General features: G+C 69.0%; 12 protein-coding genes. 5 read left to right on the top strand and 7 right to left on the bottom strand.

Annotation, left to right across the window (positions count from 1 at the left end; genetic code table 11):
* Positions 1-272: 272 nt before the first annotated feature.
* Entirely contained in the window at positions 273-1415 is a 1143-nt protein-coding gene (locus tag ACYVDG_RS31125) for an acetyl-CoA C-acetyltransferase (protein WP_460762992.1), read from the bottom strand.
* Positions 1416-1536: 121 nt separating this feature from the next.
* Complete coding sequence (locus ACYVDG_RS31120) at positions 1537-3573, bottom strand: MDR family MFS transporter (RefSeq protein ID WP_460762986.1); 2037 nt, start codon at positions 3571-3573, stop codon at positions 1537-1539.
* 202 nt (positions 3574-3775) lie between these two features.
* Here ACYVDG_RS31120 and ACYVDG_RS31115 point away from each other — a divergent pair, with 202 nt between their 5' ends.
* Together ACYVDG_RS31115 and ACYVDG_RS31110 are read left to right on the top strand one after the other, a co-directional pair.
* Positions 3776-4918, top strand: coding sequence for an acyl-CoA dehydrogenase family protein (locus ACYVDG_RS31115; RefSeq protein WP_460762983.1), 1143 nt, complete (start codon positions 3776-3778; stop codon positions 4916-4918).
* Positions 4919-4943: 25 nt separating this feature from the next.
* Positions 4944-5111: a hypothetical protein gene (locus ACYVDG_RS31110; RefSeq protein ID WP_460762978.1), complete on the top strand. Its 168-nt coding sequence runs from the start codon at positions 4944-4946 to the stop codon at positions 5109-5111.
* A 710-nt stretch (positions 5112-5821) separates the two neighbouring features.
* Here the strand turns inward: ACYVDG_RS31110 and ACYVDG_RS31105 are convergent.
* The 4 genes from ACYVDG_RS31105 to ACYVDG_RS31090 form a co-directional block, all read right to left on the bottom strand.
* The gene (locus ACYVDG_RS31105; RefSeq protein WP_460762973.1) at positions 5822-8116 is read right to left on the bottom strand and encodes a SpoIIE family protein phosphatase; all 2295 of its coding nucleotides are present in this window, start codon (positions 8114-8116) and stop codon (positions 5822-5824) included.
* A gap of 152 nt (positions 8117-8268) precedes the next feature.
* The gene (locus tag ACYVDG_RS31100; protein WP_460762968.1) at positions 8269-8967 is read right to left on the bottom strand and encodes a metal-dependent transcriptional regulator; all 699 of its coding nucleotides are present in this window, start codon (positions 8965-8967) and stop codon (positions 8269-8271) included.
* Positions 8968-9343: 376 nt separating this feature from the next.
* Positions 9344-9997: a pyridoxamine 5'-phosphate oxidase gene (pdxH, locus tag ACYVDG_RS31095; protein ID WP_460762965.1), complete on the bottom strand. Its 654-nt coding sequence runs from the start codon at positions 9995-9997 to the stop codon at positions 9344-9346.
* A gap of 81 nt (positions 9998-10078) precedes the next feature.
* Positions 10079-13747, bottom strand: a complete 3669-nt coding sequence (locus ACYVDG_RS31090; RefSeq protein ID WP_460762961.1) for a type 1 periplasmic-binding domain-containing protein — start codon at positions 13745-13747, stop codon at positions 10079-10081.
* Between the two features lie 231 nt (positions 13748-13978).
* Between ACYVDG_RS31090 and serC the strand changes: the two genes are divergently transcribed.
* Positions 13979-15100, top strand: coding sequence for a phosphoserine transaminase (gene serC / locus ACYVDG_RS31085; RefSeq protein ID WP_460762957.1), 1122 nt, complete (start codon positions 13979-13981; stop codon positions 15098-15100).
* Positions 15101-15198: 98 nt separating this feature from the next.
* Positions 15199-16206, top strand: coding sequence for a glycerophosphodiester phosphodiesterase family protein (locus ACYVDG_RS31080; protein WP_460762955.1), 1008 nt, complete (start codon positions 15199-15201; stop codon positions 16204-16206).
* Positions 16207-16374: 168 nt separating this feature from the next.
* Here the strand turns inward: ACYVDG_RS31080 and ACYVDG_RS31075 are convergent, their stop codons facing one another.
* Positions 16375-17442 (bottom strand): hypothetical protein, encoded by a 1068-nt coding sequence (locus tag ACYVDG_RS31075; protein WP_460762952.1) that lies wholly within the window; start codon positions 17440-17442, stop codon positions 16375-16377.
* Positions 17443-17534: 92 nt separating this feature from the next.
* On the opposite strand from ACYVDG_RS31075, the gene ACYVDG_RS31070 reads away from it, so the two are divergent.
* Positions 17535-18260, top strand: coding sequence for a 3-keto-5-aminohexanoate cleavage protein (locus ACYVDG_RS31070; RefSeq protein ID WP_460762949.1), 726 nt, complete (start codon positions 17535-17537; stop codon positions 18258-18260).
* The last annotated feature ends 1208 nt before the right edge of the window (positions 18261-19468 follow it).

Genomic DNA, 19468 nt, shown 5'->3' with positions numbered 1-19468 from the left:
GACAGGTCCAGGCCCGCACAGGGCTCGCGGTGCGCAACGTCATCAGGCAGCTGCGGCCTTTGCGCTCGGCGACCATAGCGATCAACGGCACCAACCAGACCTTCGCACCGGCTATCTCCACCGAGGAGCAGGCCCTCCTCGACGCGGTCCAGGGGGTGTAACTCACGCACTAAGCGAATGAGCCAACTCAGGCTGGAGAACCTGAACAGAATCCGGAAACAGCAACGGGCCGCGTACCGGCTGCTCGGTACGCGGCCCGCTCGGGTCCGGGATCAGACGCGTTCGATGATGGTGACGTTGGCCTGGCCGCCGCCCTCGCACATGGTCTGGAGGCCGTAGCGGCCACCGGTGCGGTGCAGTTCGTTGACCAGCTTGGTCATGAGGACGGAGCCGGTGGCTCCCAGCGGGTGGCCCAGGGCGATGGCACCGCCGTTGGGGTTGACCTTGGCCGGGTCGGCGCCCAGCTCGTCGATCCAGGACAGGGGGACGGGGGCGAAGGCCTCGTTGATCTCGGTGACGTCGATGTCGTCGATGCTCAGGCCGGCCTTCTCCAGGGCGATCTTGGTCGCCGGGATCGGGGCGGTGAGCATGTAGACCGGGTCGTCGCCGACCAGCGAGAGCTGGACGATACGGGCGACCGGGGTCAGGTTGTGCTGCTCGACGGCGCGCTTGGAGGCGATGAGCAGCGCACCGGCGCCGACGGAGATCTGGCTCGCGACCGCGGGGGTGAGCTCCCAGCCCTCACGCAGCGCGTTGAGTCCGGCCATCTTCTCCATGGTGGTGTCGGCGCGGACGCCTTCGTCCTTGGCCACCCCGGCGATGGGGGCGATCTGGGAATCGAAGTACCCGGCGTCCTGCGCGGCGGCGGCTCGCTGGTGGCTCTCCAGCGCGAACTGCTCCAGCTGCTCTCGCTTGTAGCCCCACTTCTCGCACATGAGCTGGGCGCCGCGGAACTGGGAGATCTCCTGGAAGCCGTACCGCTCGATCCAGCCGTCGCCGTACAGCGGGATGTCGTTGTCGATGGCGAACTGGACGTTGGCGCCCATGGGGACCATGCCCATGTTCTCCACACCGGTGGCCACGACCAGGTCCTGGGTACCGGACATGACGCCTTGGGCGGCGAAGTGGATGGACTGCTGGGATGAGCCGCACTGGCGGTCGATGGTGACGCCGGGGACGGTTTCGGGGAGCCCGGCGGACAGCCACGCGGTGCGGGCCAGGTCCAGAGCCTGCGGGCCGGCCTGGCTGACGACACCCATGACGACGTCCTCGACCGCGGCCGGGTCGACCCCGGTGCGCTCGACGAGCTCCTTGAGGACGTGCGCGCCGAGGTCCGCGGGGTGCACGGCGGCCAGCGCGCCCTTCTTCGTACCGACGGGGGTACGTACTGCTCCGACGATGTAGGCCTCGGCCACGGGGTCCTCCAAGGGGCGTGAATTGTGACGTCCTGTTGAACCGAACTGTATTCGGTTTTGTGGTGCTGGCAAGTGGCCGCCCCCTGCATTCCGCATCCCGGCCCAGCTCAGCGGCATCAGCTCAGTCTCTTGGCTCTCCGTTCCCGCGGACGATCTTCGAGGCGTCGCTCTGGTCCCCCAGGGTCTCCCCGGTGACCTTCTCCAGCACCTCGAACACGTCGGGGTGCTCGTCCGGACCGAAGTCGGCGAGCAGTGAGCGCAGTGCCGTGCGGTGCTCCTCGTACAGCTGCCGGACCGCGTCCTCGCCGCGCCAGTTCAGCTCCCATGGGTCCTCGTCGGAGACCAGGTACCCGGCGTCCAGCAGCTCCTGGTGCACCGTCTCCCAACGGGAGACGTCCAAGCCGGACATCCGGTTGAGTTCGCCAGCACTCAGTTCCCCCTTGATGCCGAGGTGGCTCAGGGCCCAGCACGCCTCGGTGGAGACGTCCAGCCCGGCCGCCTCCCGGAGCCGCCCGTACATCGTCTCGGCGCCCTCGGCCCCGCAGGCCCGGTAGACCTCGTGCTCCACCTGCTCGATGGCGCTCCGGCTGGGGGCCGCCACGGGAGAGACGCTCTCGTCGAGGTCGGGGGTGCCGATGGTGGTGCGCAGCGGGATCTGCTTGAGGAACAGAGCCAGGACGAAGCCGATGAGGGCGATGGGGACCGCCCACAGGAACACCGAGTCGATGGCGTCGGCGTAGGCCTCCAGGAAGCTCGCCTGCGTCGCCGGGGGTAGGCCGTCCAGGGCCGTCGGGTCGCTCTCCAGGGTGCTCGTGTCCAGCCCCGGCGGCAGCTGGATCTCGTCGGCGCGGGCAGCCAGGTTGGACGCGAGCTGCCCGGCGAACACCGCGCCGAACACGGCCGTACCGAAGGACCCGCCGATCGAGCGGAAGAAGGTAGCCGAGGAGGTGGCCACCCCCAGGTCGCTGTAGGAGGCGGCGTTCTGCACCACCACGACCACCACCTGCATCACCAGCCCCAGCCCGGCGCCCAGGACGAAGAAGTACGCGCCCATCTCCACCAGCGAGCTGTCCGGGCCCATGGTGGACATCAGGAGGAGCCCGAGCGCCGTGAGCGCCATGCCCGCGATCGGATAGGCCTTGTAGTGGCCGGTCCGAGTGACCAGGCGGCCGCTGGTGATCGAGGTGAGGAACATGCCCGCCACCATCGGGAGCAGGTGCATCCCCGAAGCGGTCGGGGAGAGCCCGTGGACGATCTGGAGGAACAGCGGCAGGAACGCCATCGAACCCATCATCGCGAAGCCCACACAGAAGCCGATGCCCATCGCGACGACGATGGTCGGGTTGCGGAACAGGCTGAGCGGCATGACGGGGTCGCTGGCCCGCCGGGCGGTGAGCCACCATCCCAGCCCCAGGACCAGGCCCGCCGCGACCAGGACGATGATCTGCCACGACAGCCAGGCGTAGACGCTGCCGCCCCAGGACGCCACGAGGGTGAGGCAGACGGCGGTGGCAGCGAGCAGCACGATGCCCGAGTAGTCGATGTTCTGGCGCCCGACCGGGGTCTGTCGGGGCAGGACGGCCAGGACCGTCAGGAACGCGACCAGACCGAGCGGCAGGTTCACGTAGAACACCCACCGCCAGGACAGGTGGTCGACGAACAGGCCGCCGAGGAGGGGGCCGGCCACGCTGGAGACCCCGAAGACCGCGCCGAACAGCCCTTGGTACTTGCCGCGCTCCCTCGGCGAGACCACGTCGCCGATGATCGCCGAGGCAAGCACCATGAGCCCGCCACCGCCGATCCCTTGGAAACCCCTGGCCAGGATCAGCTGGAGCATGTCCTGGGCTATGCCGCACAGCGCCGAGCCCACAAGGAAGATCGCGATGCACCACAGGAACAGGCGCTTCCGGCCGAACTGGTCGCCGAGCTTTCCCCAGAGCGGGGTACTGGCGGTGACGGCCAGCAGGTAGGCGGTGATCACCCAGGAGAGGTGGTTGAGGCCGCCCAGGTCCGACACGATCGTCGGCAGGGCGGTGGAGACGATGGTCTGGTCCAGGGCCGCGAGCAGAACCGTGAGCATGAGGGCGGTCATGATCAGCGCGATCCGCCCCCCGTGCCGTTCGCGCCCCTCTCGGTGGTCGGCCGTGCCGCTGGCCATCGAATCGCCTCCAAGGCTCGGGCCGTCCCGCCCTCTGCGTCCCCGCTGCGGCCACACTAGGAACCCGACCCCCCACAGGCACCGGGAACCGCCCACCCGAACAGGAACTTTGCCCCGGCTTGCCCCCTCCCCTTCAATACCGAACGCGATTCGGTTACCGTGTGGGAACATCAGTGATCCACGACACGGACCGGAGCAGCGCATGAAGCGGGAACTCTTCGACGCCGACCACGACCTCTTCCGCGAATCGGTGGCGGAGTTCCTCAAGCGGGAGGTCACGCCCTTCCACGAGCAGTGGGAGAAGGACGGCCTCGTACCCCGCGAGGTGTGGCTGAAGGCCGGCGAGGTCGGCCTCTTGGGCCACGGCGTCCCCGAGGAGTACGGGGGCACCGGCCTGTACGACTACCGCTACAACCAGATCGTCAACGAGGAGATCTGCAGAGCGCACGCGAGCGGCCTGGGCGTCACTCTGCAGAACGACATCATCGCGCCGTACCTGGTGGGGCTCACCACCGACGAGCAGAAGAAGCGCTGGCTGCCCGGCTTCGCGAGCGGCGAGCTGATCACCGCGATCGCCATGACCGAGCCCGGAACCGGCAGCGACCTCCAGGGGATCAAGACCTCCGCGGTGCGCGACGGCGACGAGTTCGTCATCAACGGCAGCAAGACCTTCATCACCAACGGCATCAACGCCGACCTGGTCATCGTGGTCTGCCAGACCGACCCCGAGGCCGGCGCCCAGGGCTTCTCACTGATCGTCGTGGAGCGGGGGATGCCCGGCTTCGAGCGCGGCCGCAACCTCGACAAGATCGGCATGAAGGCGCAGGACACCGCCGAGCTGTTCTTCGACGATGTGCGGGTTCCGGCCGCCAACCTGATCGGCACCGAAGGCCAGGGGTTCATCCACCTGCTCGAGAACCTGCCCCAGGAACGACTGTCCATCGCGACCTGCGCGGTCGCCTCCGCGGACTTCATCCTGCAGCACACCATCGAGTACTGCAGGGAGCGCAGCGCCTTCGGCCGCTCGATTGGGCGCTTCCAGAACACCCGTTTTGTCCTGGCCGAGATCGCGACCGAGGTGGACCTGGGGCGCACCTACGTGGATCGCGGAGTCGAGCTGCTCAACAAGGGTGAGCTCACCGTCGAGGACGCGGCCAAGGCCAAGTGGTGGACCACCGAGATGTGCAACCGGGCCATGGACCGGTGCCTCCAGCTTCACGGTGGGTACGGGTACATGATGGAATACCCCGTGGCACGGGCCTGGCAGGACGCGCGGATCCAGACGATCTACGGTGGCACCACCGAGATCATGAAGGAGATCGTGGGCCGGGGCCTGAGCCTGTAGCACCCCCGTTCGAAAGGGCCCGGTCATGAGCGGAGCGTGGGACGGCCTCATCGTGATGGGGCTTCTGGTGGTACTGCTCATCATCGGCGTGCGCAAGCTCCGCCCGAGGATCCACATCCCTTGGGCGACCAGCGGCATCGTGGTGTTCTTCATCTTCGTCTGCCTGCTGCTGTGGGCCTGGTCCTGGCGCTGAGCATCCCGCCTTCCCCTGAACACACCGGAGACCCGTCACCCCGTGGGGTGGCGGGTCTTCCGGCGTCCGGAGGGAAGCCGGGGTTCGACGGACGACCCGAAGGCGGGTACGGACCCTCTGCGAGATCCCCGACTGTGGGGGCGGTGTGGTGGAGCGGACATTACGGGCCGGGGATGGGTGGGACGGGGACGGGCACGGCACCGGCAGACGCGGCGACAGCCGTTGGCGGCCGGAATGGAATGGGGCGACCAGGCTTGGAACAGCCCGGCCGGCATTCACTCAGGGGCACGGAGAGGAATGACGGACACGGATTTCGCAACGGAGAGTGAGCCTTTTACCAATCACGGGCACGGGCATCGGCGAAGAGCCCCGCGGGGCCGCCTGAACACCGCAGCGATCGGCCTGATCGGAGACACGGAACCGAAAGGGACGTTGTTCCCCAACGCCCGAAGCGAGACTGGGAACCATTTTCCCATCCGTTGAAGCCACGCCCGGACCACCATTCCGACGACCGTATTCCTTCGCTTTACGAGAGCCAAAGTAACCATACGGCTACAGAGAATCAAGTAGCCCTGGGGGCATTTTTGGGCACGACGAAGCGGCCGGAACTTTCACTCCCGGCCGCGTTCACTCCGTAAAAGGTGCTCTGAACTCGCTTTAGAGGGGTACGGCGCCGATGATCCGTCGGCGGGGACCGACGGGCGCACGAACTATTCCTCGTCGTCTTTCTCGGCCTCTTCGACCCCGTCGTCTGCCTCCGCGGCGTGCATGGGCATCTCGAACCACACGGCCTTGCCGTCCGGAGTGGGCCTGGAGCCCCAGCGGCTGGCGAGCTGCTCGACGAGGTACAGGCCGCGGCCGCCTTCGTCGTCGGCGGCGGCGCTTCGGATGCGCGGCAGGCGCAGGTCGTGGTCGAAGACCTCCACCCACACGGCGTTGGCACCGCGGCGGAGCCGGAGCAGGAACTCCTTCTCACCGGGGTCGTCGGTGGACTCGTCCTCCTCCGCGACGGCTTCCAGCAGGTCACTCCAGTCCTCGTCGAACTCGTCGACCATGCCGCCCGACTCGAGCGGGTTCTCCGAGTCCAGCACACCGACACCGGTGAACTCGCGGTGCACCGGGTGCGGGGTGGCGTGGATGACCACGTTGGTGACGATCTCCGAGACCAGCAGGCAGGCGAGTTCGGCCTGGTCGCGGTCGACCCCCCACTCCTTGAAGGTGTCGGCGGCCAGGTGGCGTGCCTCCCCCACGGTGGAGGCCTCGGAGGGGAACCAGCCCTCGCGCAGCGCGAGCTCGTCGGAGTGGGTGCGCACGACCAGCAGTGCCGTGTCGTCGTCCAGTTCGCCGGGGACGCTGTGCACGGCGGCCTCGGCGATCTGTTCCACGTCCTTGTCGGCGACCTCGGCGACCCGGTCGGTCATCCTGGCCAGGGCCCGCTCGGGGTCGGCCCTGCCGCCGACCGGCCGCCGGTCCACCAACCCGTCGGTGTAGAGAACCAGGGTGGCGCCGATGGGCAGGCGCAGATCGGCTTGGTGGTAGACGATGTCCTCACCCGAACCGCCCTTGGCGCGCACGCCCAGCATGCGGTCGGTGACCTCCAGGTCGAGGGCCTCCACCGACTCCGACGTGATCAGCAGCGGGGAGGCGTGCCCGGCGTTGGCGTAGGACAGTTCCCGGGACCAGGCATCGTAGACCATGTACAGGCAGCTGACGCTGGGGATCCAATCACCCCCCTTGCCGTCGGGGATACCGAGCTGCCGCACCCATTCGTCCAGTTCACGCAGGATGTCAGCGGGCTCCCGGTCGGCTTGGGCGAAGGCGCGCAGAGCGGCGCGCAGCTGGCCCATGACGGCGGCGGCGTGCGGTCCCCGGCCCTCGACATCGCCGATGACGAGGCCGACGCGGCCCGCGGAGAGCGGGATCGCGTCGTAGAAGTCGCCGCCCACCTGGGTCTGGATGCCGTGCCCGTGCGCCTGGAGCGGCCCGGCCGGCAGGTAGCGGTGGGCGACGGTCAGCCCGTCCAAGGGCGCGAAGTCGGTGGGCATAAGGCTGTTCTGGAAGGCCAGCGCGGTGCTGCGCTCCTCCTCGAACAGGCGCGCGTTGTCGATGGCCAGGGCGACCCGGGAGGCGATGGCGCCGACCAGGTCCCGGTCGAAGCCGCCGTAACTGCTCTTCTGCCGGGGTGAGAGGCCGGACAGGGCCAGGGTGAGCACACCGAGGACCTCGCCGCGGGCCCGGAGCGGGGCGGCGATGGCGGAGGTCACGCCGACCTGGCGGGACACCCGGTCGGAGCGGTCGTTGGGTGAGTGCTCGTAGAGGTAGTCGCTGCTGACCACGGTCTCCATGCGGCGCATCGCCTGGGTGACGAAGTGGCGTTCGGGGTAGCGGACCTCGTCTCCGACGTCGAACCAGGTGCGCGGCGGCGGGGTCCAGCCCTCGGCGTGCACCGAGACCTGCCTGATCAGGGTGTCGTGGTCGTAGAGGTCGATGAAGCAGTGGTCGGCGAACTGGGGCACCAGGATCCCCGCCACACCCTTCACCGTGGAGTCGAACTCCAGCGAACTGGCCAGGCGGCTACCGATGCGTTCGAGCAGACCGTACTGCTCCTCGACGCGGCCGCTGCGCAGCGCCTCGCGTGCGATGAGGGTGATGCCGTCGATCTCTCCGGAGTCGTCGCGCATGGGCACCGCCTGTGCCCGCACGTGGATCCAGGTGGAGTCGCCCTTGAGCACCGCGAACGTGCCCTCCCACGGTTCACCCCGCAGGACGCGGCGGGCCAGCTGGGAGGCGTGTTCGCGGTCGGACTCGTGAATGCCGATGTCGAGCAGGGACAGGCCTACGTAGTCGCGGCCGCCGACGAACCCGAAGAGCTCTCGCGCGTAGGGGTTCCAGTAGCGAAGGAGGCTGAACCGGTCGATGACGACGATGGCGATCTGGGCCTGGTCGACGACCTCGGCCGTGACAAGCGCGTCGCTCTCCCGGAAGGGCTCACCCCACCGTGTCATCTAGCCGCCACCTCGCCGTCATGAGCTGCACACATGCCTGCTCCGGGTACCCCGAACGACCGCACCTTGGAGCGAGCGTAGCAACACCGTCAACGTTCCCGCAGCGCAATGAGACAATCCCGATGAGCAACCAATCAACGTGTACGGACGCTTCACGGCTTGGCGACGAAGACGTGCCCGGCGACGTCGGCGGGAAGCTCGGTGTCCCCGTCGCTGCCGCTGACACGCACCCCGCCGTCCGAGGCGCGAAGTACAACTTCCTGTCCGGGTCGTACCCCGGATTTGCGCAAGGTGAGCATGATGTCCGCGTCCGGCTGCAACTGTTCACTGATGCGCCGCACGGTGACGGTGGTTTCCGTGTTGGACGCGGCATCGATCATCGGAACGATGGAGTCGTCGGTGAACGGTTCAGGCGCGTACCCCTCCAGGCCCAGCTCGTCCAGACCGGGGATGGGGTTGCCGTGCGGGCACACCGACGGGGCGTTGAGCAGCCCCACCAGACGTTCCTCCACGGCTTCCGAGATGACGTGCTCCCAGCGGCAGGCCTCGATGTGCACGTCCTCCCACGGCAGCCCGATGACGTCGACGAGCAGGCGCTCGGCGAGCCGGTGCTTGCGCATGACGTGGGTGGCCAGTCTGCGCCCCTCGGAGGTCATCACGAGGTGGCGATCGTTCTCGACCCGCAGCAGGCCGTCGCGCTCCATGCGGGCCACGGTCTGACTGACCGTGGGACCGCTCTGGTGCAGGCGCTCGGCGATACGGGCCCGAAGCGGGACAATGCCCTCCTCTTCGAGCTCGAAAACCGTACGGAGGTACATCTCCGTGGTGTCGATCAGCCCGTGTGCGGTCAAGACTCCCCTCCCAAGGCTCTGTGCCCGGCGCGCGGTCGCGGCGGGCACGGCAGGTCTCTCACAACACAGGCCGGGACCACATGATTCCCTGGGGCCGAGTGGGGACCGGGGTGTCCGCAGGACCGCGGGAGCGACCACCGCTTGCGTCAAGCATATCGCGACGCACCGAGCATGGATTTCGCTAGTGTCTCACTATACGGACGCGTAGGACCCCCGCGGCCCCGGAAGCACAAGGGCAGGAGGTCACAGGCGTGCAGGGCACCTCGTTGAAAAGTGAAGTATCCGAAGGACCCTTGCGAACACGCCCGGGAACACCTCCCGTCACCACCGGCATCCGCACTCACGGCAACCAAGGTCACGCTGGGTGCTCGGGCGTTCAGGGTGCGAGGCGGTCGACATCCCACGTCCCGTCCTCTGCCCACAGGTACCGGAACCGGTCGTGCATGCGGTCCGCCCCGCCCTGCCAGAACTCCACTTCCCGGGGGACCAGCCGGAACCCGCCCCAGTAGGCGGGCCGGGGGATGGGTTCGTCGGTGCCCCACACAGAGTCGAAGTCGTGGAAGAGGCGGTCCATCTCGACACGGTCGGCCACCGGCCGGGACTGGCGTTCGCTGGCCCAGGCGCCCAGCTGTGATCCGCGCGGGCGTGAGGCGAAGTAGCGGTCGTTCTCCTCGTCGCTGAGCCGCTCCACGTGCCCCGCGACCAAGACCTGGCGGCGTATCGCGTGCCAAGGGAACACGACGGAGGCACGGGGGTCGGACTCCAGCGCTTGGCCCTTGCGCGAGGTGTAGTTGGTGAAGAAGCGCAGACCCGAGCGGTCATAGCCCTTCATCAGCACCGTGCGGGATCGGGGCATCCCGGAGGGTTCCACCGACGACAGCACCATCGCGTTGGGTTCGGCGAGACCCGAGGTGTGGGCCTCGCCGAACCACAGGTGGAACTGCGTCATCGGATGGTCGGCCAGCATCGATCGGCGCAGAGGTTCACCCATGTACGGTTTCCGCAGTTCGGCAGGGTTCTGGTGGTCCACACGACGCATACTCTCGCGCTGCGCCCGCACGGCGCCACCCGGAGCCGCTCCCTAGCGCGCCGCCCCACGGCCCCCAAGGCGTCAGAGGCATGACGGGCCCGCGTCGACCGTCGTCTGGGTGATGTGCCCGCACGTGGCGATGGCCCTCTGCCAGTGCTGCCCGGAGAGCTCGCCCACCTGGACGAGCTGCACCATGCGATCCGGATACCAGTTCCCCGTCGTGGAACGGCCGAAGCGGATCTCCCCCGACGCGAGGGAGAGGCCGTCGGTCCCCTGGATCTCCCGCAGGAGCCCGGCCCGTGCTTCCTCGTACACCTCCTGAGGGAACAGGTCGGCGGCCGGTGACGGCGACGGGTCGGTGTCCTCCCCGTCCTCCGGCACCGGAGAGGCCACCCCTCGAGGGGCCTGACCGGCCGGCCCGTCCGTGTCGCTCTGCAGCGCCCGGCTGATCACCCGGAAACCGTCGTGGGCCATCACCGCGTGTGCGATCGAGGGCAGTCCGTCGTCCTCCCCCGCGCCGTAGTCTCCGGTGTCGGCCTCCTCCGGAGCACATCCCGTGGTGTCCTGCGGAGTGCCCTCTGCGGCGTCCTCCGGGAGGCCGTCCCCGTCGTCGGCCTCGGCCTCTCCGCTGTGGGCGGCAGCCGCACTGCAGGGATAGTGCTCGCGGATGGCGTCCCGGAAGATGTCGTAGATGCGGTGCTCACCCGAGTTCGTGTGCTCGTTCCACGGCCCGCTCGCGGCCAGCGGCGTGTAGAAGACCGGATAGCCGCCCTCGTCACTGATGTCCTGCGCCCGGTCCGTGACGTACTTGGCGATGTCGTCACCGCCGAGCAGCGCCACTTCGGCGTCGGCGCACAACCCCTCCTCGCGGAACTGGTCGTAGAAGTCCTGGAAGTCGGAGGAGCGGCCCGCGAAGTAGATGACGTCCGGGGGATCCTCTTCGCACACATCCTCCAGGTGGTGACCGTGCGTGGTGCCCTCGCCGCCGTAAGGGAGGACGCCCGGGATCACTTCCTCCTCCCTGTCGGCGAACTGCACGGCCGGCGGGGGGTGCTCCCCTTCCCAGGCCTCGCCTTCGAAGGCATCCATGAACTCCACGGCCAGATGGGGACCGTAGTCCTCCCCTTCTCCGCTGTTGGCGATGGCGACGGCGCTCCTGGCGGGTTCCATGTGCCAGCTGTCCGCACCGCCCTCTGCGCTCGGCACCCCCTGGTAGGCCCAGTGCGCCGCCTGCCTGGCGAGTCTGGAGTTTGCGGGCGCCATCGGGAAGAAGTAGGGGCTGGGAACCCCGGTGTCGAGGTACGCGACACCGTCGAAGGTGGCGGTGGTCCCGACCATGGGCAGCTCACCGGCGCTCAGCTCGGCGATCGCCTCGGTATTGGACTGCACGCTGTGGCCCAAGCCGATGACCGCGATCGGCCGGTCCATCCCCAGGTCCTCGTTCTTGGACAGGTCCACGACCTGCTGCGCGACCGTACGCGCGTGCGACCAACCGTCGCCTGCGTTGGCCAGCATCAGTTTGATCCGGGGCAGGCTGTCGCTGTTCCTGTTGTTGTGGACCTCCTGGCCCTCCGCCAGTCCGAGGAGTTCACCTTGGACCCCGGAGAGGGAGAGGTCACTGGTGCCCAGGGTGTTGAGCTCCGCGAAGAAGACCACGGTCACGTACGGGCGGTCCCCTTCCTCGACCTCCTGGTTCTGCTCGTGGATCGCGTCGACGAGGATCTCCAGTCGGTCGTGGAAGGAGAAGGCCCCGAAGGTGACCCCGACGCAGTCGTCGTCCTCCGTTCGGCTGATTCCGGGCGGCGACTGGACCCCTTCGATGACGCACGGGTTCTTGGACTGCACGTAGCTGGGCACGACGCTGGTCAGCGGGACCGTCACCCCGGCGACCAGAAGGACCACGACAGCAGCCGAACTCACGGCGAGCGTCGAGACCGGCCATACGGTCGTCGTCTCGGGCCGGTCCGCGTTCCAGTCCAGGGTGCGGGGAAGCTGCGGGACCCGCAGAGTCACCGTGCGTTCCCGGCCCAGCTGCCCGCTCGCGTGGCGGGCGCGCAGCCAGCGGGCCACCTCCCTCTCCTCGCCGACGCGGCCCTCGGTCTCCGATTCCCCCTTCTCCTCCCCTGTACGGCCCTGGGCCTCAGGCAGGTCGAGGTAGCGCTCAGCGGGCACGCTGCCGTCCACCAGCGGCGCGGAGTCAGCACTGCGTACCTGAACGATGAGGAGCGGGTCCGGGTACCCCCGGCGCAGCCGCTCGTCCTCGATGAGGCGCACCAGGTAAGCGCCGACACGGTCGGCCCGGTCCTGGTCCAGGATGAGTACCGGCCTCTGGTCGCGCCCGCGCGGCAGGGGGAACCACGGACGGTGCGCCGTTCCGCTGTGCGTGTGCGCGAGGTCGTCGAGAAAGGCGTTGACCGCGAGTCGGTGGATGTAGGGGATCCGCTCCACCAGCCCGTCCGTGTGCTCGGGGGCACCCCGCACCGCCTGGTCCGTGGTGTGGCGCTCCGGCGGGCGGCCGCCGAAGAAGAGCCGGGCCAGTCCCCGGCGCGTCGACGGGCGGGCTCGGGAGACGGGGGGCCGGGGCCCCGGCGCCTCACGCGTGTGCGGTTCGACCGGGAACCAGCCGGTCAGCTCCCGCTGGAGCTGGATGAGGTTGAGTACGCGGATACCGCGGGCCCGGTGGTGGGGGAAGGACTGGTCCTCGTCGTCGTACCGGTGCTCGTTGAGCCAGCGGTAGGCGTTCCACGGCAGGACGAGGAAGGGTGCCAGCGAGAGGTAGACGAAGAGCAGCACCACCGCAGCGACGGCGGTGACCACGTTGTTCACACCCTGGGCCGCGCTCCCGAAGGTGCCCGCGACGCTGAAGGTACCCAGGACGAGAGGCGCCGTGAATGCCACGACGTTGACCCCGAACGCCAGCGGGGTGAGCAGGATCGCGTCGAGCTTGCCGAAGGTGATCCGGCTGGAGACGCGTGCGATCTGCGTGGCCAGCCAGTGGGAGGCCCGGATGTAGTTGTCGAGGAGCCAGAAGCGCCGCCGACGGCGTTGTTTCCACCCTTCGCTGGAGCTCTCGTCCTCACCCGCAGCTGTCTCCCCCGACGCCCACAAGGGTGCGGCCTGCGCCCCGATGTGCTTCTGCTTGACCCGGCGCAGGTCGGCGATGACGTGGATCTGCGCCCTTCGGCTGTCCGCCAAAGGCTTGTCCGCCTGCCCCACTTCCTCCTTGAGCACGTTGTCCCGGATGGACCTGAGGTCGCACTCACCCAACCAGAGCAGCGATCTGAGCCTCCGGAACCGGGGCGGCGCCGGGGGCCGCTTCTTCCAGAGGAAACCGTTCCGTGAGGCCTCGGAGCGTCCCACCAACCTGCCAAGGAGGGCGTAGAGCTCTTGCGTGGTGGCCCTGGGCTCCGGTGGTGCCTGGTCCCCTACCCGCGGAGGCTCTCCCTCCGCGCTCTCCGGCAGGCGCCAGACCGGCTGGTTGCCGCAGCGCTCGGTCAGCATCCCGAGGAGGTCGTCCCGGTCGTCCGGGTGGTCCAGAGTCAGGTCCAGTACCGGGGGTGGCTCGGCCCAGTCGCCGCGCTGCTCTTGGTCCTGCCCGCCCGGTGGGCGCCTGCGGGCGGCGCGCCGCTCCATGCGGATCAGTCGCCGGGTGCCGGAGCGCTTCGGCCGCCGGCGGAACGCATCGAAGACCTTGAGGAAGGCAGGGGCACTGACCGGTTCCTTCGGTACGGCGGATGTACTGTCGGCCACTTGCGGGGTCCCTCCATGGATCACCGTGCGCGGATCGTACTTTCGTCCCCCGATACCTCTTGAGATAGCAAATGCACACCGCAAGTTCCCGGTTTTCGAGGGAATTAACGGCGTCCGATACCTGCAACAAGCCCGCTCTGTGAGAATTCGATGGGCCGGTCACGTGATTTCACGGCGGGAATTGCCGCCCTGACCGGCAGCATCGCGGCGCACACCACTACGCTGGTCGACGTGACCGAGATTCAGATTCCCGCGAACCTGCTGCCCTCCGACGGCCGTTTCGGGAGCGGCCCCTCCAAAGTCCGAGCGGCCCAGCTCGAAGCCCTGGCCGACTCCGGCACCCACTACATGGGGACCTCCCACCGGCAGAAGCCGGTCAAGTCCCTCGTGGGCCGGGTCCGTACCGGTGTGAACGAGCTCTTCTCCTTGCCCGACGGCTACGAGGTGGTCCTCGGCAACGGCGGCACCACCGCGTTCTGGGACATCGCCGCGCACGGGCTGCTGCGCTCCAAGTCGCAGCACCTGGCCTTCGGCGAGTTCTCCAGCAAGTTCGCGAAGGTCGCCAAGGACGCCCCGTGGCTGGACGAGCCCACGGTCATCACCACCGACCCCGGCACCCACGGCGAGGCCGTTGCCGAGGCCGGCGTGGACGCCTACGCGCTCACCCACAACGAGACCTCCACCGGCGTGGCCGCCCCGATCAAGCGGGTCGCCGGGGCCGACGAGGACTCGCTCGTGCTCGTGGACGCCACCAGCGGCGCGGGCGGGCTGCCGGTCGACATCGCCGAGACCGACGTCTACTACTTCGCACCGCAGAAGAGCTTCGCGGCCGACGGCGGCCTGTGGATCGCGATCATGTCGCCCAAGGCCCTGGCCCGGGTCGAGGAGATCGCGGCGAGCGGCCGCTACATCCCGGAGTTCTTCTCGCTGACCACGGCGGTCACCAACTCCGCCAAGGACCAGACCTACAACACCCCGGCCGTGGCCACGCTGCTGCTGCTCGCCGAGCAGCTGGAGTGGATGAACGCCCAGGGCGGCTTGAAGTGGGCCGTGGCGCGCACGCACGAGTCCTCCTCGATCCTCTACAACTGGGCGGACCGCTCCCCCGTCGCGACGCCGTTCGTCACCGACCCGGCCCAGCGGTCCCAGGTAGTCGGCACGATCGACTTCTCCCACGAGGTCGACGCCGCCCAGATCGCGAAGGTGCTGCGCGCCAACGGTGTCGTGGACACCGAGCCGTACCGCAAGCTGGGCCGCAACCAGCTGCGTGTGGCGATGTTCCCGGCCGTGGAGCCCAGTGACGTCAACGCGCTTACCGAGTGCGTCGACCACGTGATCAGCAAGCTGTCCTGAGCCGGTCCTCCGACGTTGGAGAATAGAGGCCGACCCGCCGCACGCGGGTCGGCCTCCTTGTCTCACTTCCACTCATCGCTTGTCTGGACGGTTCGACTGTGCGCAGGAACAAGAAGACCGAATCCCCCATCAAGATCATTTCGCACCGGGGGGCTTCCGGTCACCGGCCCGAGCACACCCTCGCCTCGTACGAGCTGGGTGCCCGGCACGGCGGCGACTTCATCGAGATGGACCTGGTCGCCACCAAGGACGGCCACCTGATCTGCCGCCACGAGCAGGAGATCGGTGACACGACGGACGTGGCCGACCGCCCCGAGTTCGCCGACCGGCTCACCACTCGGACGGTCGACGGGCACGAAGCCGAGGGCTTCTTCGCGCAGGACTTCACCCTGGCCGAGATCAAGACGCTGCGCGCCAAGGAGCGCATGGCGAAGATCCGCCCGGACAACGCGGTGATGGACGGCTCCTACGGGATCCCGACCCTGCAGGAGGTCATCGAACTGGCCTTCTCCCTCACCGAGGAGCTGGGCCGCCCGATCGGGATCTACCCCGAGACCAAGCACCCGGCCCACCACGTCGCACAGGGTTTGGAGCTGGAGCCGACGCTGACCGCCGTCCTGCGCGAGGCCGACCTGGTCGGCGAGGAGCCGAAGGTGCCGGTGTTCCTGCAGTCCTTCGAGGCCGAGAGCCTGCGCAAGCTCGCCGGGACCGGGCTTCCGCTCGTGTACCTGATGGGCACGGACGAGTCCTGGTCGCACTACACGACCCCCGACGGCCTGGCCGAGGTGGCGTCCTTCGCGCACGCCATCGGTCCGCACAAGAGCCTGGTCATCCCCACCAACGAGGACGGTTCGCTGGGTGAGCCCACCGACCTGGTCGAAAGCGCCCACGAGGCCGGCCTGGTCGTGCACCCCTACACGTTCCGCAGCGAGAACCACTTCCTGCCGACCGACCTGCGCTCGGACGGCAAGCCCGAGGAGTACGGCGGCTTCGCCGCCGAGTACGAGGCCTTCTTCGAGGCCGGGGTGGACGGTGTGTTCTCGGACTTCTCCCGGCACGCCTTCCTGTGCCGCGAGTACTTCCTGGACCCGCAGCCCACCGCTTAGGGCTGGCCCAGCGGCCCGTGCGACAGCCCTGCACGGTTCACTGCACGTCGAACTCGTTGCCCTCGGGGTCGCGCATAAACACGTGCGAGGCCCCAGGCTCCTCGACCACCGCGACGGCAACCGCGCCAAGATCAGGGCCCTGCGCGAACGCAGGGGGCCTGAGGCCTCCTACGTACGGCGGACCAGGAACACGATGCCGCCGATGAGCAGGGCCGCGACCACGACCCCGCCGAGGATGAGCGGGCTCGCGCCCGGCGCACTCCCCTCGTCCGGCTCTTCCTCCGCCCCCTCGTCGGTCTCCTCCTCGTCGGGCGCCTCCGCCTCGGCCTCTGCGGTTTCGGGGAACTGTTCGCCCGAGAGCGGGACCCGCCACACCGGGGAGTGCAGACCCTCGGAGCCGGCCATCAGGGCCGTGCCGTCCGGGGTGAAGGCCACCGACTCGCCCTGGTCCATCTCCGGCAGGTCGAAGGATCCCACCGAGGCACCCGGCACCCCGTCGCTGGCGTCGTAGACCGTCGCCCCCCAGTAGGTGCGGATGACGTAGCGGGTTCCGTCCGGGCTGAACGCGGCATCGGTGGCGAACAGCGGTGCGGAGTCGACCCTGGTGAGCTCGTTCTCACCCTCGGGGTCCAGGTTCTCCGGGGCGGCGTACACACTGCCCGCGAACTCCTTGGACACGATGTACAGGCGGCCGTCGCGCGGGTCGATCATCATGCCCTCGGCGTCGCGGCCCCCGTCCTCGTAGGTGAAGGTGAACACCGCGGGGTCCAGGGCCGCGTCGTCCAGAACCTCGGGTTCGGCGAAGTGGTAGACGCGGATACTGGGCCAGCCGCCGCCGAAGTTGTCCCCGATGTCGCCGACGAACACCGTCGGTTCGCCCTCGGGCCCCTGGGCGACGGTGATCGCCTCCCAGTCCCGGAGCTCCACGTTCAGGGTGACGGTCGCGACCGTCTCGCCCTCCTCGTCGACGGCGTACACCTCCGGGAGGTGTTCGCCGCTGTCGTTGTGCGTCCACCACACGCCCTCGTGCAGCAGGGACGGGGCCAGGCCGCTGGACTCCGAGATCCGCTCGTCCTGGAACTCGAAGGCGATCTCCGAACCCTCGGGGCCCTCTCCGCCTCGCGGGTAGTCGACCCCCTCCTCCCCCTCCTCCGGGATCTCGGGTTCCGCCATGGCGGGGCCCGTCGGCAGGAGGGCGATCAGGACAGCCGCGACGAGGGCGAGAGGTCTTCTCATACCCGCCATCCTGCCAGGGGGAGGACCAAGTGGCTTGTACCCGGGTCCGAACGGGCACATTCGGCTTACAAAGCGCCGTAAGGAGAGACCCCATGAGGATCGTCGCCTGTCTCAACGGTGATCGCCGCCCGGGTGCGCACCCGTCCCTGCCCGTGTCCGTCGACCAGCTCGTCGCCGACGCCCACTCGGTAGTGACCGCCGGCGCGACCGCCGTGCACATCCATCCCCGCGACCCCGGAGGCGCGGAGTCCCTGGACCCGCAGACGGTGTCGGCGCTGATGGAGCGGATGCGCGCCGACGGCCCCGACGTGCCCGTCTCGCTGACCACGTCCCTGTCGGCCGAGTCCGACCCGTGGCGGCGCTACGACATGGTGCAGAGATGGGCGTCACCGGCCTTACCCGACTCGGTGTCGGTGAACCTGCACGAGGCGGGGTCTGTGGACCTCATCCAGCTGTTGGGCGACCGCAGGGTCGAGGTGGAGGCGGGCGTGTGGACCGTGGATGCGGCCCGGATCCTCATCGCCACCGGTGTACGGGTTTCGGCGGTCCTGGTGGAACCGACCCAGGTCGCGGTGGAGGACGCCGAGCGGAACGCCGACGCGATCAACACGCTGTTGGACCGGGCGAACGTGGACCTGCCCCGCATGTTGCACGGCGCCGACGCGACGGCGTGGCCGATGTTGGAGGCGGCCCTGGCGGCGGGCCGCGACATCCGGATCGGCTTGGAGGACACTATGCGGCTGCCCGACGGTACCGAGGCGCACGACAACGCTGCGCTCGTGGAACACGCCGTCAGCCTGTCCTCCGCCACCGCCTGAGGACGGGGCAAGGGCGTGTTCGGCGGACTGAGGGCCTTTTGACAAGGGGTGTTGGGCTCCCCGGCCCTTCGGGGTGCCCCTTTCCACGCGAGCGCGGGAGATCAACGCGAGCGCGGGAGATCAACGCGAGCGCGGGAGATCAACGCGAGCGCGGGTGGTTTCCCCGTTTCCTGCCGCTTGATGGTGGCCGTCTCCGCTGCGCGCGTCAAGGTCGTCGCCGTCGAAGCGCTGGCGCGCTGTCGGTGGCGCTCCACCTTGACCCGCTTCGCTGCGACGGCGGGTGGGCGGCTATCAGGAAACGGGGGACGTGTGGTCGGGGCCCTGAGGGGCCCTTAGGGCCCCGGGCCTGCGGCCCGGTGGGCCGGTGGGCCGGTGGGCCGGTGGGCCGGGCTTCGCCCGGTCCGGCCGTGGCCGGCCGGATTCCTTCCCTTCCGCCCGGCTTCATCGGCCAGCGCGTCGCAATCCAGTGACCAGCCAGCGACGAAGGACCCGAGCAGGCCGGGCGGGTGGCTGGGCGCGTCCCACCGGTCTTTCGGTCGGACTCAGCTCCCCCTTCCCCGATGATCTTGCCCCTGTCTCAACCCTCGACGGCCGAGGGTGGAGCTGGGGGCAAGATCATCGGGGATGAACCGGTTTCGGACACAGCGGTCACCACCACCGGACTGGTTTCGGACACCGGGGCTGCCCCGGGAGCGGCCGCTACCCCCGGGGGAGGCACCCGGGACACCGACCCCCCGCCCAGAAGCACCCGGGGCCAGTGAACCCCCTCCCTGGAGGCAATCCCGGCGCCCAAAATGCCTCCAACAGGGGGGCTCACTGCTTACCCCGCACCCGGCCGGGCTGCCGACACCACCCCGCCTCGACCGGTCCACCCACCGAGCCGCCAGACCGGTGGGACGCGCCCGACCACCCGCCCCGCCTGCTCGGGCCCTTCGTCGCCGGCCGGCCACTGGATTGCGACGCGCCTGCCGACACAACCAGACCCACGGGAAGGAATCCGGCCGGCCACGGCCGGACCGGGCCGCAGGCTCGGCGCAGTTCCCGGCCGAAGGCCGGTCCCGTCGCCACCCCGACCACACGCCCCCGCCGAGTAGCCGGGGGGAATCTCACCCCCCGGCCCTCACAGATCCGTACGTGACAGTCTCCCGTCATACGGCTCTTATCACCCTGATCACCAGGAACGAGGAGCGTGCACCGTCCACTCCCAC

This window comes from Nocardiopsis oceani, assembly GCF_054777395.1.
This window is presented reverse-complemented; position numbering and strand designations above follow the sequence as displayed.